13 protein-coding genes, 1 rRNA gene and 1 pseudogene are annotated in these 15,126 nt (G+C 75.4%); 3 read left to right on the top strand and 12 right to left on the bottom strand.

All coding sequences use genetic code 11. The features are described from left to right. The first annotated feature begins 62 nt into the window (after positions 1–62). Positions 63–659: a TetR/AcrR family transcriptional regulator gene (locus ACZ407_RS11530; protein ID WP_468127560.1), complete on the top strand. Its 597-nt coding sequence runs from the start codon at positions 63–65 to the stop codon at positions 657–659. A 598-nt stretch (positions 660–1,257) separates the two neighbouring features. On the opposite strand, the gene ACZ407_RS11535 is transcribed toward ACZ407_RS11530, so the two are convergent. The 5 genes from ACZ407_RS11535 to ACZ407_RS11555 form a co-directional block, all read right to left on the bottom strand. Beyond that, a complete protein-coding gene (locus tag ACZ407_RS11535; protein WP_468127562.1) occupies positions 1,258–2,352 on the bottom strand; it encodes a glycosyltransferase family 4 protein in 1,095 nt (364 codons plus the stop codon). 155 nt (positions 2,353–2,507) lie between these two features. Then, positions 2,508–4,244, bottom strand: a complete 1,737-nt coding sequence (recN, locus tag ACZ407_RS11540; RefSeq protein WP_468127600.1) for a DNA repair protein RecN — start codon at positions 4,242–4,244, stop codon at positions 2,508–2,510. A gap of 163 nt (positions 4,245–4,407) precedes the next feature. Next, the gene (locus ACZ407_RS11545; RefSeq protein WP_468127602.1) at positions 4,408–5,349 is read right to left on the bottom strand and encodes an NAD kinase; all 942 of its coding nucleotides are present in this window, start codon (positions 5,347–5,349) and stop codon (positions 4,408–4,410) included. A gap of 47 nt (positions 5,350–5,396) precedes the next feature. After that, entirely contained in the window at positions 5,397–6,212 is an 816-nt protein-coding gene (locus ACZ407_RS11550) for a TlyA family RNA methyltransferase (RefSeq protein ID WP_468127564.1), read from the bottom strand. Between the two features lie 31 nt (positions 6,213–6,243). Continuing rightward, on the bottom strand, positions 6,244–6,591 hold the full coding sequence (locus tag ACZ407_RS11555; protein ID WP_468127566.1) for a hypothetical protein: 348 nt from the start codon (positions 6,589–6,591) through the stop codon (positions 6,244–6,246). A gap of 85 nt (positions 6,592–6,676) precedes the next feature. Here ACZ407_RS11555 and ACZ407_RS11560 point away from each other — a divergent pair, with 85 nt between their 5' ends. After that, positions 6,677–7,024 (top strand): sterol-binding protein, encoded by a 348-nt coding sequence (locus ACZ407_RS11560; RefSeq protein ID WP_468127568.1) that lies wholly within the window; start codon positions 6,677–6,679, stop codon positions 7,022–7,024. Between the two features lie 33 nt (positions 7,025–7,057). Here the strand turns inward: ACZ407_RS11560 and ACZ407_RS11565 are convergent, their stop codons facing one another. From ACZ407_RS11565 to ACZ407_RS11580, 4 genes are all read right to left on the bottom strand, one after another. Next, a complete protein-coding gene (locus tag ACZ407_RS11565; protein ID WP_468127570.1) occupies positions 7,058–7,936 on the bottom strand; it encodes an ABC transporter ATP-binding protein in 879 nt (292 codons plus the stop codon). Beyond that, positions 7,936–8,997, bottom strand: coding sequence for a FecCD family ABC transporter permease (locus ACZ407_RS11570; RefSeq protein WP_468127572.1), 1,062 nt, complete (start codon positions 8,995–8,997; stop codon positions 7,936–7,938). Before ACZ407_RS11570 ends, ACZ407_RS11565 begins: the two co-directional genes overlap by 1 nt. Continuing rightward, entirely contained in the window at positions 8,994–10,040 is a 1,047-nt protein-coding gene (locus tag ACZ407_RS11575) for a FecCD family ABC transporter permease (RefSeq protein ID WP_468127574.1), read from the bottom strand. The genes ACZ407_RS11570 and ACZ407_RS11575 overlap by 4 nt, the downstream gene beginning before the upstream one ends. A gap of 92 nt (positions 10,041–10,132) precedes the next feature. Further along, positions 10,133–11,164 (bottom strand): HAD hydrolase-like protein, encoded by a 1,032-nt coding sequence (locus ACZ407_RS11580; RefSeq protein ID WP_468127575.1) that lies wholly within the window; start codon positions 11,162–11,164, stop codon positions 10,133–10,135. A 113-nt stretch (positions 11,165–11,277) separates the two neighbouring features. Here ACZ407_RS11580 and ACZ407_RS11585 point away from each other — a divergent pair, with 113 nt between their 5' ends. Next, on the top strand, positions 11,278–12,549 hold the full coding sequence (locus ACZ407_RS11585; RefSeq protein ID WP_468127576.1) for a DUF1015 domain-containing protein: 1,272 nt from the start codon (positions 11,278–11,280) through the stop codon (positions 12,547–12,549). A gap of 106 nt (positions 12,550–12,655) precedes the next feature. Here the strand turns inward: ACZ407_RS11585 and ACZ407_RS11590 are convergent, their stop codons facing one another. From ACZ407_RS11590 to rrf, 3 genes and pseudogenes are all read right to left on the bottom strand, one after another. Then, positions 12,656–13,471: a tetratricopeptide repeat protein gene (locus ACZ407_RS11590; protein WP_468127604.1), complete on the bottom strand. Its 816-nt coding sequence runs from the start codon at positions 13,469–13,471 to the stop codon at positions 12,656–12,658. A 60-nt stretch (positions 13,472–13,531) separates the two neighbouring features. Next, positions 13,532–14,866: pseudogene (locus ACZ407_RS11595) on the bottom strand (hypothetical protein); the annotation flags it as partial. Between the two features lie 169 nt (positions 14,867–15,035). After that, a 5S ribosomal RNA gene (gene rrf / locus ACZ407_RS11600) occupies positions 15,036–15,126 on the bottom strand; the annotation flags it as partial.

Consider the following 15,126-nt stretch of genomic DNA (forward strand, 5'->3'; position numbering starts at 1 on the left):
CGATCGGTACACAAGTCAACGCGGGCCGGAAGAACGGCCGAGGACCACGGAGGCGGACTGCGATGGCCATGGGACGACCCCGCGCGTTCGACCTCGACGAACGCCTCGACCGCGCCATGCGCGTCTTCTGGAGCCAGGGGTACGAGGGCGCAGGCCTCGCCGACCTCACCGCGGCCATGGGCATCAGCCGCCCGAGCCTCTACGCCGCCTACGGCAACAAGGAGGCCCTGTTCCGCAAGGCCGTCGCGCACTACACCGCCGGACCGGCCCGGCACGCCGACGCGGCGCTCGCCGAGCCCACCGCCTACGCCGTCACCGAGCACCTGCTGCGCGGGACCGTCCGGGTCTGCACCTCGGAGGAGAACCCGTCGGCGGGCTGCCTGGTCGTCCAGGGCGCCTTGGCCACCGGGCCGCAGGGGGAGGCCCTGCGCGAGGAGCTCGCCCGGCTGCGGGCGGAGGGCGAGCGGCAGCTGTGCGCGCGCTACCGGCGGGCGCAGGAAGAGGGCGACCTGCCCGCGGACCGCGACCCCGCCGACCTGGCCCGCCACGTCAAGACCGTCTCGTACGGCATCGCCGTCCAGGCCGCGAGCGGCGCCTCCGCCGCGGAACTCCACCGCCTGGTCGACATGACCCTGGCCACCTGGCCCCCACCAGCCTGACCCCACCCCGCACCCGCCCGAGGGGGTGCCCGCACCCGCCCGAGGGCGCCCCTCCACAGCCCCGCACCCGCCGGAGGGGGTGCCCCTCCCCAGCCCCACACCCGCCGGAGGGCACCCCTCCCAGCCCAGGCCCGCCCGAGGGGGTGGCCCTCCCCAGCCCCACACCCGCCGGAGGGCGCCCCTCCCAGCCCAGGCCCGCCCGAGGGGGTGGCCCTCCCCAGCCCCACACCCGCCGGAGGGCGCCCCTCCCAGCCCCGCCCCGCCCGAGGGGGTGGCCCTCCCCAGCCCCACACCCGCCGGAGGGCGCCCCTCCCAGCCCCGCCCCGCCCGAGGGGGTGGCCCTCCCCAGCCCCACACCCGCCGGAGGGCGCCCCTCCCAGCCCAGGCCCGCCCGAGGGGGCGCCACTCCCAGCCCCGCCCCGCCCGAGGGTGCCCCTCCCAGCCCCGCCGGCGTTTGAGGCGCGGGGGTGTGGGGGCGGAGCCCCCGCTTCGGGAAGGGGCGGGGTGGGGAAGACGCACCGCGCAGCGGCCGGCGGGCCCGGACCACGGCAGGCAGCCGTCGGCGGCCCCCGGCCGGCGCCCCGCCGCCCCGCCCCGCCTACCGCACCCGCTCGGCCAACTCGTCGTACACGGACAGCACCTGCGCCACCGTCTCGTCCTCCGTCGGCCAGGTCCCCGCCTGCTCCGGCCCCGCCGCCGCCAGCGCCGCCCGCCGCCCGGGGTCGGCCAGCAGCCCCGCCACCGCCCCGCTCAGCGCCGCCGCATCCCCGTACGGCACCAGCACCGCCGCGTCCCCCACGAGTTCCGGCACCCCGCCGACGGCCGTGGCCACCAGCGGCACGCCCAGCCGCAGCGCCTCCTGCGCCAGCAGCGAGCGGGCCTCCCAGCGGCTGGGCAGCACCGCGACGTCCGCCGCGGCCAGCAGCTCCGTCACGTCGTCCCGCCGCCCCAGCAGCCGCACCGGCAGCCCCTCGGCCTCGATCCGCCGCGCCAGCCCGGCCCGCTGCGGCCCCTCCCCCGCGATCACGAGCAGCGGTACGGGATCCAGCCGCCGCCAGGCCCGGGCCGCATCCAGCAGCACCGGATAGCCGCGGCGCGGCACCAGGCTGCCCACGGCGATGACGAGCGGCCGCTCCACCGCGCCCAGATCGGCCCGCGCCTTGGCCTCCTGCCCGCGGGCGACCGGCCACCGCGCCCCCGGCACCGTCACGGGGGCCAGCCGGGCGTCGCGCGCCCCGCGCAGCCGGGCCCGGTCCACCTGGTCGGAGGAGGTCCCGAGCACCACCGCGGCCGCCCGCGCCACCCGCCGCTCCAGCATCCGCGTGAGCTGCCCCAGCGGGCCTTCGGCGGCGGGTCCCGCGTGCCAGGTCACCACCAGCGGGGCCGGGCGGCCGCGCAGGGCCAGCGCAGCCCGCATGCCGGCGTGCAGCCCGTGCGCGTGGACGATGTCCGCCCCGGCGCACGCGGCGCGCAGGGCGCTCACGGCGGCCGGGGTGAACTGCGCGCCCGCGCCGGTGAAGTCGTACTCCCCCTCGGTCTCGACGGGCGCGCAGACGGTGACCCGTACGCCTCGCGCGGCCAGGCCGGTGGCCAGCGACCGGACGTGCGCGCTGCTGCCCGCGCTGCCGCCGCCGAGCACCTGGACGGTGCGCAACGGCGGGCGCCCGTACGGCGGAACCGGTGTGCTGCTCACGTGCCGGAGCTCCTGGGTGAGGGAGAAGAGACGCGCCCAGGATGCCAGTCCGCACGCGCGTTCCGCGGCCGTCCGGGTGCGGATCCCGTACGGGATCCCGTCACACCCCTCCAGCTATCACCCACATGGGTGATACGCGGCCCCGGTGCACCGTGTCACGCGTCCGCGCGTGCCGCCGCGAGGAGTTCCTCGGCGTGCGCGCGGGCGGTCTGCGAGTCCTCCTGGCCCGCGAGCATCCGCGACAGCTCCCGCACCCGGTCCTCGCCCTCCAGGACGGTGACCCCGCTGCGGGTCACGGACCCGTCGTTGGTCTTCTCGACGAGCAGCTGCCGGTCGGCGAAGGCGGCCACCTGCGGCAGGTGCGTGACGACCACCACCTGCGCGGACTTGGCGAGCTTGGCGAGCCGGCGGCCCACCTCGACGGCCGCCTTGCCGCCGACGCCCGCGTCCACCTCGTCGAAGAGGTACGTGGGCACCGGGTCGGAGCCGGCGAACACCACCTCCACGGCCAGCATCACCCGGGAGAGCTCACCGCCGGAGGCCCCCTTGGCGATGGGCCGCGGCTGGGCGCCGGGGTGCGGGGCGAGCAGCAGTTCCACCTCGTCCGCGCCGGTGGGCCCGAAGGCGACGGCCCGGCCGCCGACCTCCACCCCGTCGGCGGCTTCCGGGACCTCGGTCTGGCGGATGTCGATGGTGACCCGGGCGTGCGGCATCGCGAGGGAGGCCAGCTCGGCGGTGACGGCGGCGGCGAACTGCTCGGCGGCCGCGGCCCGCGCGTCCGTCAGCGCCTGGGCGAGCCCGGACAGTTCGGCCCGCAGCCCGTCGCGCTCGGCGGTCAGCTCCGCGATCCGGTCGTCGTCCCCGTCGAGCTCCGTCAGCCGGGCGGCGCCCCGCTCGGCCCACTCCAGCACCCCGGCGACGCCCTCGCCGTCGGCGCCGTACTTGCGGGTCAGCTGGGTGAGCGCGGCCCGCCGCTCCTCGACGGCGGCCAGCCGGAGCGGGTCCGCGTCCAGGTCGTCGGCGTACCCGGCGAGTTCCCCGGAGACGTCCGCGAGCAGGATGCCCAGCTCGCCGATCCGCTCGGCCAGCGCGCCGAGGGCGGGGTCATGGGACCGTACGGTCTCCAGCGCGCGGTGCGCACCGGCCACGAGCGTGTTGGCGTCCACCCCCTCGGGGTCCTCCGGGTTGCCCGCGAGCGCGGCGTGCGCGACGGCGGCGGCCGAGGCCAGGGACTCGGCGTGGCCGAGGCGCTCCGCCTCCGCCGCGAGTTCGGCGTCCTCGCCGGCGCGCGGCTCGACCGCGGCGATCTCGTCGAGCCCGAAGCGCAGCAGGTCGGCCTCCTGGGCCCGCTCCCGGGCCCGGGTGGTCAGGGTGTCCAGTTCGGTGGCCACGGCCTTCAGCCGGCGGTAGGCGCCCGCGTACTTCTCCAGCGGGACGGCCACCGCGTCGCCGGCGTAGCGGTCCAGGGCCTGGCGCTGCCGGGCGGGCCGCAGCAGGCCCTGCTGGTCGGTCTGGCCGTGGACGGCCACCAGCTCGTCCGCGAGCTCGCCGAGCACGCCGACGGGCACCGATCGGCCGCCCAGGTAGGCCCGCGAGCGGCCCTCGGCGGAGACGGTGCGGCTGATCAGCAGCGCGCCCTCGTCCAGCTCGGCGCCGGCCTCCTCGGCCCGCACCGCGGCGGGGGCGTCCGGGCGCATGACGATCCGGCCCTCGACCACGGCGGCCTTCGCGCCGATCCGGACCAGGGCCGGGTCCGCCCGGCCGCCGAGCAGCAGTCCGAGGCTGGTGACGACCATGGTCTTGCCCGCGCCGGTCTCACCGGTCACCGCGGTGAAACCGGGTGACAGCTCGACCACTGCGTCGTCGATGACCCCGAGCGACCGTATCCGCATCTCCTCAAGCACGTCCCAGACCTTACCGAGATTTGCCCGGCGGCATGCGACCGCGCCGCGTGACCCGTCACCGTTCGGGCGGAACCTTCCGCCCGGTGTGACGCGGCTCGCCCCGGAGTCGTTGGAATGGTCCGCCGCGCCCCGGCCCTCCCGCGCCGAGCCGCTAGTGCGGCGCCCCGCGCCAGCCCGAGACCGGCAGGGCGAACTTCGCGACCAGGCGGTCCGTGAACGAGGCGTGGTGCAGCCGGGCCAGCCGGACCGGGACGGCGCCCCGGCGGACTTCCACCCGGGCCCCGGCGGGCAGCTCCAGGGTCCGCCGCCCGTCGCACCACAGCACCCCGTGCGGGGTCCCGGTCTGCACCTCGACGGCGAGCACCGAGTCCGGGGAGGTCACCAGCGGCTTCGCGAACAGCGCGTGGGCGCTGATCGGGACCATGAGCAGGGCCTCGACCTCCGGCCAGACCACGGGCCCGCCCGCGGAGAAGGCGTACGCGGTGGAACCGGTGGGGGTGGCGCAGACGATCCCGTCGCAGCCGAAGCCGGTCACGGGCCGCCCGTCGATCTCCAGGACCACTTCGAGCATCCGCTCGGGGGACACCTTCTGGACGGCGGCCTCGTTGAGCGCCCAGTCGGTGTGGACCACGTCCCCGTTGGTGCGCACGACCACGTCGAGGGTCATCCGCTCCTCGACCTCGTACGACTTGGCGACCACCCGGTCGACCACCTTGTCGAGGTCGTCCCGCTCGGCCTCGGCGAGGAAGCCGACCCGGCCGAGGTTGACCCCGAGCATGGGCACGCCGGAGGCGCGGGCGAACTCGGCGCCGCGCAGCAGCGTGCCGTCCCCGCCGAGGACGATCAGCAGCTCACAGCCGTCGAGCACCCCCGGGGTGGTCTCGGAGACCAGCTCGACGGAGTCGGGCAGCGGCAGGTCCGCGGCCTCGTAGTCCAGTACCCGGACCCCCAGGCCGCAGCGCAGCAGTCCCTTGACGACCAGCTCGGCGCTGCGGATCGCGGCCGGCCGGCCGGTGTGCGCCAGCAGGAAGACGGTGCGCGGAGCCCCGGCCCCCTCCTGCTGGTCCCCCGCGGCCTCGGGCGCCTCCGGCACCCCGGTCCCCGACACCCCGGTCCCTGACGACACTGCCCCTGAACTCGTCAACGCGGCCCCTCCGCCACAGCACGGTCAACATCCGCCGGGTCGAGTGCCGGTGCCCCCGCCCGCAGCCACAGAAAGTATTCGACATTCCCCGAAGGTCCGGGGAGGGGGCTCGCAGTCACTCCGAGCACCCCCAGGCCCAGCTCCCCCGCCTGCCGGGCCACCTCGCGCACGGCCTCGGCCCGCAGCTCGGGGCTGCGGACCACCCCGCCGCTGCCCAGCCGCTCCTTGCCCACCTCGAACTGCGGCTTCACCATCAGGACCAGGTCGGCGCCGGGGGCCGTGCAGCGCACCAGGGCGGGCAGCACCAGGCCGATCGAGATGAAGGACAGGTCGCCGACGACCAGGTCCACCGGGATCCCGTCGATCTGCTCCAGGGTCAGCTCGCGCACGTTGGTGCGGTCCTTCACGGTGACCCGCTCGTCGCTCTGCAGCGACCAGGCCAGCTGCCCGTAGCCCACGTCCACGGCGACCACGTGCGCCACGCCGGCGCGCAGCAGCACGTCGGTGAAGCCGCCCGTCGAGGCGCCCGCGTCGAGCGCCCGCCGGCCCGCCACCTCGAGCCCCTGCGGGACGAAGGCCGCCAGGGCCCCGGCCAGCTTGTGGCCGCCGCGGGAGACGTAGTCCGGGTCGCTGTCGTCGGCGAGGACGACGAGGGCGGCGCTGGTCTCGACCTGGGTGGCGGCCTTCGTCGCGGTGGTGCCGCCGACGGTGACCCGCCGCGCGGCGATCAGCTGCGCCGCGTGCTCCCGCGAGCGGGCCATCTTGCGGCGCACCAGTTCGGCGTCCAGGCGGCGGCGTGCCACTCCTGCCACGTTCGGTTCAGCTCCTGTTTTCGTACGGACATCAGACGGGGTCGGCGTCGAGCGCGGTCAGCGCGTCACGCAGTCCCCTGTGCACATCCTCGTACACCTCGACGTGTCCGTCCGCCGGGAGGTGGTCGGCGTCGGCCAGCCGCGCCAGCAGGGCGTCGGTCTCGGGCCGCCCGGTGGGGGTGCGCGGCACCCCGAGGGGCAGGGGCGCGGCAGGCCCGGAGCCGGAGCCCTCCACCGGCTCTCCGTCCGGCCCGTACGCGTCCTCCGGCAGGGGTACGCCCTCCGGAGCGGGTACGCCCTCCGGAGCGGGTACGCCTTCCGACGCGGGCGTGCCGGGCGCGGCGGGGCCGGGTCCCGGCCCGGGCTGCGAGTCGTTCATGCCCCGACGCTACCCCGAAGCGCCCCGGCCCGGTGGTACTCCGCCGGGTCGTGCGCCCCCGCCCTGGGGTACGGTCGGGATCACGATGGCAACGATCGAAGAGTGCCGGGACGCCCTCGACAGGCTGGCCGGCAGCATGGCGCGCGCCGAGGGCGAGGTGCGCAGCGCGGCCGCGCTGAACCGCTCGCTGAGCTGCCACGTCACCGACCTGGACACGACCTTCCGGGGGCGGCTGGCCGACGGCCGGATCCACGTGGACGCCACCGAGCCCGGACCGCCCCGCGAGAAGGCGGCGATCCGCCTCGCGATGACCGGGGACGACCTGGTGGCGGTGGTCGGCGGGGAGCTGAACTTCGCGAAGGCCTGGGCGTCGGGCCGGATCCGGCTGGAGGCCGGCTTCCGCGATCTGCTGCGCCTCAGGGCCCTGCTGTAGCGGCCGGCTCCCGGTCCGGGGCCGCGGGCGCCCTCAGGAGGCCGTGGCAGCCGCCGGCGCCTTCCCGCGGGCCTGCCGGGCCGCCGGGACCACGAGCGGGGTACCGGTCTCCGGGTCGTCGATGATCTGGCAGCGCAGCCCGAAGACCTCCTCGACGAGTGCGGCGGTGACGATCTCCGAGGGCGGGCCCTCGGCCACGACCCGGCCGCCGCGCATGGCGATCAGGTGGGTGGCGTAGCGGGCGGCGTGGTTGAGGTCGTGGAGGACGGCCACCAGGGTCCGGCCCTGCTCCTCGTGGAGCTCCGCGCACAGGTCGAGCACGTCGATCTGGTGCTGGATGTCGAGGTACGTGGTCGGCTCGTCGAGCAGCAGCAGCGGGGTCTGCTGGGCGAGGGCCATCGCGATCCACACCCGCTGACGCTGCCCGCCGGAGAGTTCGTCCACGGAGCGGCCGGCGAGTTCGGCGACCCCGGTCGAGGCCATGGACTCCTGCACGATCCGCTCGTCCTCCGGGGACCACTGGCGCAGCAGGCCCTGGTGCGGGTAGCGGCCGCGGGCGACGAGGTCGGCCACCGTGATGCCGTCGGGTGCGATGGAGGACTGCGGGAGCAGGCCGAGGGTCCGGGCCACCTTCTTGGCGGGCAGGGAGCCGATGGCCTGGCCGTCGAGGAGCACCCGCCCGGCGGACGGCTTCAGCATCCGGGAGAGGGCCCGCAGCAGCGTGGACTTCCCGCAGGCGTTGGGCCCCACGATCACCGTGAAGGAGTGGTCGGGGATCTCCACCGACAGGTTCTCGGCGATGACCCGCTGGTCGTAGCCGAGCGTGACGTTCTCCGCGCTGAGCCGCTGCACTTCCGTACTCCTTGAATCGCTTGAACCCTGCGCCTGCCCGGCGGGCATGTGCCGTGCCATCAGATGCGCCCCGCCTTGCGCTCGGTGACCAGCAGCCAGAGCAGGTAGAGGCCGCCGACGAGGCCGGTGACCACGCCCACGGGCAGCTGGTCGGCGCCGAAGGCCCGCTGGGCGGCCCAGTCCGAGGCCAGGAGCAGGACGGCGCCCATGACGGCCGAGGACAGCAGGTTGGGGCCTGCCGAGCGGGTGAGCCGGCGGGCGAGCTGGGGTGCGGCCAGCGCCACGAAGGAGATGGGGCCGGCAGCGGCGCCCGCGGCGGTGGTCAGCAGGACGGCGGCGAGCATGAGCAGCATCCGGGTCCGCTCGACGCGGATGCCGAGGGCGGCGGCCGCGTCGTCGCCCATCTCCATCATCCGCAGCGCCCGGCTCCGGCCGAGGACCAGCGGGAAGAGCACGGCGCAGGTGGCCAGCAGCGGCCAGACCTGGGCCCAGTCCCGGCCGGCGAGGGAGCCGGTGAGCCAGACCGTGGCCCGGGCGGCGTCCACGTACTGGGCCTTGGTCAGCAGGTACTGGATGACGGAGAGCAGCATGGCCGAGCAGCCGATGCCGACGAGCACCATCCGGTAGCCGTGCACCCCCTGCTTCCACGACAGCAGGTAGACGGCGATGCCGGCGAGCACGCCGCCGACGAGCGCGCCGCCGGCCACGGCGAGGGCCCCGGCGTGGAAGAGCACGATGGCGGTGAGCGCGCCGACGGCCGAGCCGTAGCTGAAGCCGAGGATGTCGGGCGAGGCGAGCGGGTTGCGGGTGACGGACTGGAAGACCGCTCCGGCCATGCCGAGGGCGGCGCCGACCAGCAGCCCGACCAGCGCGCGCGGCAGCCGCAGGTCGTTGACGATGAACTCGTCGGCGGGGTTGCCGTTGCCCATAAGGGTCTTGACGACGTCCGCGGGTGCGATGTCGAAGTCCCCGGTGCCGATGAGCACGACGGCGGCGAGCAGCGCGGCCGCCGTCAGCAGGACGCCCGCGGCCACGGCCCGGGGCTCGATGCGCAGCGAGATCCCGCCGGGGGCGCGCAGGGTCCGCGGCCGGGGGGTGCCGGCCCGCAGTTTCACGGTCACAGCTGGGCCATCCTCTTGCGCCGTACCAGGTGGATGAAGACGGGGCCGCCGATGAGCGCGGTGACGATGCCGACCTGGAGCTCCGAGGGCCGGGCCACGACCCGCCCCAGCACGTCGGCGCCGAGCAGCAGCACGGGTGAGAGCACCGCCGAGTAGGCGAGCAGCCAGCGCATGTCGGGGCCGGTGAGCAGCCGGGCGAAGTGCGGGATCATCAGCCCGATGAAGACGATCGGGCCGCAGGCGGCGGTGGCCGCCCCGCAGAGCAGGGTGATGGCCGCCATGGCGCCGATGCGGGTGCGGGTCAGGTGGGCGCCGAGGGCGCGGGCCGTGTCGTCGCCCATGGCCATGGCGTTGAGAGGCCGTCCCAGGCTCAGGGCGAGCAGGGCGCCGACCGCGATGAAGGGGGCGACCTGCCGGATGGTCTCGCCGTTCGCGGAGGCCAGCGAGCCGACGGTCCAGAAGCGCAGCTTGTCCAGCGCTTCGCTGTCCATGAGCTGTACGGCGTTGATGTAGCCGACGAGTGCCGCGCTGGCGGCCGTGCCGGCGAGGGCCAGCCGTACCGGGGTGGCGCTGCGGCTGCCGCCGAGCACGTAGACGAGGACCGAGACGAGTGCCGCGCCGGCGAAGGAGTACCAGACGAACTCGCTCAGGGTGGAGGCCCCGAGGAAGCTGATCGCGGAGACGACGGCGGCCGCGGCCCCGGCGTTCACCCCGAGGATGCCGGGCTCGGCCAGCGGGTTGCGGGTCAGCGCCTGCATGACCGCGCCGGACAGGCCGAGCGCGGTGCCGACCAGCAGGCCGAGCACCGTGCGGGGGACGCGTACGTCGCGCACGACCACGTCGTCCGCGGTGCCGGAGTAGTGGAAGAGGCCGTGCCAGACCTGGTCCAGTGGCATCTGCCGGGCTCCGACGGCCACGCTCGCCACGGCGATCAGGGCGAGCACGCCCACGGCTGCCAGCAGGCCCGCGGCGCGGACCGCGTGACGGGAGCGGGGCACGGCGGCGGGCGCGGCGCTCGGTTCGGGGGGACTCTCGACCAACACGCAGGTTAGGTTAGCCTACCCTGCAATAATTCTTCCTCCTGCATGATCATCGGATCGGGATCCCGGCGGGCGGGACCTCCGGGGACACCCCGTCAGAACCCCAGCCCCGACAGCGCCTTGCCCGCGTCCAGCGTGCAGGAGCCCTCCCCCGCGTACGTCCACGCAGCCGCGCACAGCGCCCGCAGCCCGTCCATCGGCGCCCCGCCCCCGCCGGTCAGCTCCAGCCGGTCCCCGTTCTGCTGCGCCGTCCACGCCCCGCAGCGGAACCCGGCGCCCGCGGCGACCACCTCCGGCTGCCCGGTGAGCAGTCCCCGCAGGTCCGCGTCCACGTACGTCGGCCGGTACTTCGGCTCCGCGCGCAGCAGCAGCGCCGCGTCCGTCACCCCGGTCAGCACCAGCAGGGAGTCCACGTCCCCGTTGAACGCCCCCTCGATGTCCGTGTCCAGCCGGTCCCCGACCACCAGCGGCCGCTGCGCTCCGGTCCGCAGAATCGTCTCGCGGTGCATCGGCGGCAGCGGCTTGCCCGCCACCTGCGGCTCGGCGCCCGTCGCGATCCGCACCACTTCCACCGCGGCCCCGTTTCCGGGGGCGATGCCCCGCGCGCTCGGGATCGTCAGGTCCGTGTTGGACGCGAACCACGGCACCCCGCGCGCGATCGCGTACGAGGCCTCCGCGAACCGGCCCCAGGGCAGCTCGGGACCGCCGTAGCCCTGCACCACCGCCACCGGGCCGTCGTCGGCGGAGTCCACCGGCACCAGACCCCGCTCGCGCAGCGCGACCCGCAGCCCCTCCCCGCCGATCACGAGCACCTTCGAGCCCGCCGGCACCTGCTCGGAGATCAGCCGGGCCACCGCCTGCGCGGAGGTGATGACGTCCCCGGCGACGGCCGGGACGCCGAGTTCGGTGAGGTGCTCGGCCACCGCGTCCGGGGTGCGCAGCGCGTTGTTCGTGACGTACGCGAGGTGCATGCCCGCGGCCCGGGCCGCACCCAGGGAGGGCACGGCGTGCGCGATCGCCTGCCCGCCCGCGTAGACCACCCCGTCGAGATCCAGCAGGGCCGTGTCGTACGCCCGGTGGAGGCTGCGCTCGCTGCCCGCGGGCCGGGTCCTGTTCCGGCGGCTCATCCTGTGCACTCCTCTGCGACGACGCACGGCTCCCGGCACCCCGGCGGCTGCGTACGTTCCCCTACTTCTCCCCCGATCATCCCGCATCCCGAGACGCGACTTACCATGCATCAATGACCACACCTCGGCCTGCTGAGCAGGGACTGCGCCTGATCCCCTTCCCCGGACTGCGCTACGTCCCCGAGCGGGTCGGCAGCCTCGCCGCCGTCACCTCGCCGCCGTACGACGTCGTGGTGCGGCCGGACGGCCTCAACCACCTCGAATCGGCGGACCCGCACAACATCGTCCGACTGATCCTCCCGCAGGCGGCCACCCCCGAGGCCCGCAACGAGCAGGCCGCGCAGACCCTCCGCGACTGGCTGGCCGAGGGGGTCCTCAGCGCCGACCCCGAGCCCGCCCTCTACGTATACGAGCAGCGCAAGGGCGATCTGCTCCAGCGCGGGGTCATCGGCGCCCTGGAGCTCTCCCCCGCCGAGGCCGGCATCGTGCTCCCGCACGAGGACGTGATGCCGCACGTGGTCGCGGACCGCGCGGGCCTGATGCGCGCGACCTCCGCCAACCTCGAACCGCTGCTCCTGACCTACCGGGGCGAGGACGCGGAGGCGGGCGCGGGCGGGGTGGTCGAGCGGACGGCGCGGCAGGAGCCCCTGCTGTCCACGACCACCGAGGACGGGGTCGGCCACCGGCTGTGGGCGGTCACCGATCCGGCGGACCTGGCGCAGGTCACCGCCGATCTGGCCCGCCGCCAGGCCCTCATCGCCGACGGCCACCACCGCTGGGCCACCTACCTGCGCCTGCAGTCGGAGCAGGAGGGTTCCGGCGCCTGGGACTTCGGCCTGGTGCTGCTCGTGGACACGGTCCGCTACCCGCTCCAGGTCCGCGCCATCCACCGGCTGCTGCGGCAGCTGCCGGTGGCGGACGCGGTGGCCGCCCTCGCGGGCTCCTTCCGCGTCCGCACCGTCGAGGGGCCCCTGCCGCACGCGATGGAGGAGCTGGCGAGGGCGGCCGCGGCGGGCAACGCCTTCCTGCTCGCCGGGGACGGTGCCTTCCACCTGGTGACCGACCCGGATCCGGAGCTGATCGAGCGCACGGTGCGCCGGGACCGCCCGGAGGCCTGGCGCCGCCTGGACGCCACCGTCCTCCACGCCACCCTCCTCGACCACGTGTGGCACGTCCCGGACTCCCCGGAGCAGATCACGTACATCCACGACACCGAGGCCACCGTGGAGATGGCGGAGCGGGTCGGCGGCACGGCGGTGCTGATGCACCCGGTCCGCGAGGAGGTCGTACGGGAACTCGCCCGGCAGGGCGTCACGATGCCCCGCAAGTCCACCTCGTTCGGCCCGAAGCCGGCCACCGGCCTGGTGCTGCGCAGCCTGGACTGAGCGCCCGGCCCGGAAATCGGCGAAGGGCGGCCCCCCGTTCCCGGGGTGCCGCCCTTCTTCATGCCGTCTTCACGGTGCCGTCCTCAGGACCGGCACGCGCGGACCGTCAGGCCTTGTCGGCGTCCTGCCGGCCGGCCTCGTCGGCGTCGGCGTCGGCCGCGGAGGACTCCGCCGGCTCGTACTCCTCGTCGTCCTCGTCGTAGTACTCCGTCACGTCGGAGGCGGCCTCGGCGGCCGCCACCTCCGCGGCGTCGGACTCGTAGTCCGCGTCGTCCTCGTCCTCGTCCTCGTCCATGGCGTCGACGAACTCGACCCCGTCGAGGGCCGCGAGGCGGTCGGAGGCGTCGGTGGCCCCGTCCTTGTCGGACTCGACGGTCTTCGCGAACCAGTCGCGCGCCTCGTCCTCGCGGCCGGCGGCGAGCAGGGCGTCGGCGTACGCGTACCGCAGGCGCGCGGTCCACGGCTGGACGGCGCTGGAGGCCAGCTCCGGGCTCTGGAGGGTCACGATGGCCGCGTCCAGCTGCCCCATGTCCCGCCGGGCCCCGGCGGCGACGAGGCGCATCTCGACCTGGCCGGCCTTGTCCAGCTTCTGCACCTCGGGCTCTCCGGCCATGGCCAGGGCGCGCTCCGGGCGGCCGAGGCCGCGCTCGCAGTCGGCCATGACGGGCCACAGCTCGACCGAGCCGGTCATGCGCTTGGCGGCGCGGAACTCGGCAAGCGCCTCGCTGTACTTCTGCGTGGCGTACGCGGCGAAGCCGGCGGCCTCGCGGACGGCGGCGACGCGGGAGGCCAGCCGCAGGGCGATGCGCGAGTACGCGTACGCCTGCTCGGGGTCCTCGTCGATGAGGCGCGCGACCATGACCAGGTTGCGGGAGACCTCCTCGGCCAGGCCCTTGGGCAGGCTCAGGAGCTCCTGACGCACGTCGGCGTCGATCTCGTCACCGGTGACGTCCTCGTCGATCGGAAGCCGCTTGACGGGCTCGCGGTCGCTGCGGTCGCGGTAGTCGCGGTCCCGCTCGTCACGGCCGCGGTAGCCACCGCGATCGCCACCGCGGTCATCGCGGCCGCGGTAGCCGCCACGGTCACCGCCCCGGTCGTCACGGCCCCGGAACCCGCCACGGTCGCCACCGCGGTCATCGCGGCCGCGGAAACCACCGCGGTCGCCGCCCCGGTCACCGCGGTCGTCGCGGCGGAAGCCACCGCGGTCGTCATCGCGGCGCGGGTAGCTGGGACGGTCGCCGCGGTCGTCGCGACGGAAGGAGGGGCGGTCGCCGCCGCGGTCGTCACGGCCGCGGAAACCACCGCGCTCGTCGTCACGGCGGGGGAAGCTGGGACGGTCGCCCCGGTCGTCACGACGGAAGGACGGACGGTCGCCGCCACGGTCGTCACGGCCGCGGAAACCACCGCGGTCGCCGCCCCGGTCACCGCGGTCGTCGCGGCGGAAGCCGCCACGGTCGTCATCGCGGCGCGGGTAGCTGGGACGGTCACCCCGGTCGTCACGACGGAACGACGGACGGTCGCCCCGGTCACCGCGGTCGTCACGGCGGAAGGACGGACGGTCGCCACCACGGTCGTCACGGCCGCGGAAACCACCGCGCTCGTCGTCACGGCGCGGGTAGCTGGGACGGTCGCCGCGGTCGTCGCGACGGAAGGAGGGGCGGTCGCCGCCGCGGTCGTCACGGCCGCGGAAACCACCGCGCTCGTCGTCACGGCGGGGGAAGCTGGGACGGTCGCCCCGGTCGTCACGACGGAAGGGCGGACGGTCGCCGCCGCGGTCGTCGCGGCCGCGGAAGCCACCGCGGTCGCCGCCCCGGTCACCGCGGTCGTCGCGGCGGAAGCCGCCACGGTCGTCATCGCGGCGCGGGTAGCTGGGACGGTCACCCCGGTCGTCACGACGGAACGACGGACGGTCGCCCCGGTCACCGCGGTCGTCACGGCGGAAGGACGGACGGTCGCCACCACGGTCGTCACGGCCGCGGAAACCACCGCGCTCGTCATCGCGGCGGGGGAAGCTGGGACGGTCGCCCCGGTCGTCACGACGGAAGCCGCCACGGTCGTCGTCACGGCGGGGGTAGCTGGGACGGTCACCCCGGTCGTCACGGCGGAAGGACGGACGGTCGCCACCACGGTCGTCACGGCCGCGGAAACCACCGCCGGCCGGACGGCCACCACGGTCATCACGGCGGAAACCACCGCCGGAGGGGCGTCCGCCCCGGTCGTCACGACGGAAGCCGCCGCGGTCGCCACCGCGGTCGTCGCGGCCCCCGCGGTAGCCGCCCCTGTCACCACCGTCGTAGCGACGGGGCTCGCGCTCCGGACGATCGTCGGGAGAGTTGGACATGGGTGTGACTCCTGTCTTCGGGGTACCGCTAGTCATTCTCGCGCAACCCGCCCAGGGCCGCGCTTCGACGTAATCAAGTGCAAAAACGAAAAGGACCCTTGGTCCTCAGCGTGAACGCTGAGGACCAAGGGTCCTTTGAAAGATTGTTCGGCGGCGTCCTACTCTCCCACAGGGTCCCCCCTGCAGTACCATCGGCGCTGAAAGGCTTAGCTTCCGGGTTCGGAATGTAACCGGGC

Source organism: Streptomyces sp. NPDC030809 (assembly GCF_055572195.1).

What these genes read in the sequence shown, in the direction of transcription:
- recN (WP_468127600.1), bottom strand. Translation starts at nt 4,244, where the DNA reads ATGCGGATACGGTCGCTCGGGGTCATCGACGACGCAGTGGTCGAGCTG.
- ACZ407_RS11585 (WP_468127576.1), top strand. Translation starts at nt 11,278, where the DNA reads ATGACCACACCTCGGCCTGCTGAGCAGGGACTGCGCCTGATCCCCTTC.
- ACZ407_RS11560 (WP_468127568.1), top strand. Translation starts at nt 6,677, where the DNA reads ATGGCAACGATCGAAGAGTGCCGGGACGCCCTCGACAGGCTGGCCGGC.
- ACZ407_RS11580 (WP_468127575.1), bottom strand. Translation starts at nt 11,164, where the DNA reads ATGAGCCGCCGGAACAGGACCCGGCCCGCGGGCAGCGAGCGCAGCCTC.
- ACZ407_RS11565 (WP_468127570.1), bottom strand. Translation starts at nt 7,936, where the DNA reads ATGGCACGGCACATGCCCGCCGGGCAGGCGCAGGGTTCAAGCGATTCA.
- ACZ407_RS11530 (WP_468127560.1), top strand. Translation starts at nt 63, where the DNA reads ATGGCCATGGGACGACCCCGCGCGTTCGACCTCGACGAACGCCTCGAC.
- ACZ407_RS11555 (WP_468127566.1), bottom strand. Translation starts at nt 6,591, where the DNA reads ATGAACGACTCGCAGCCCGGGCCGGGACCCGGCCCCGCCGCGCCCGGC.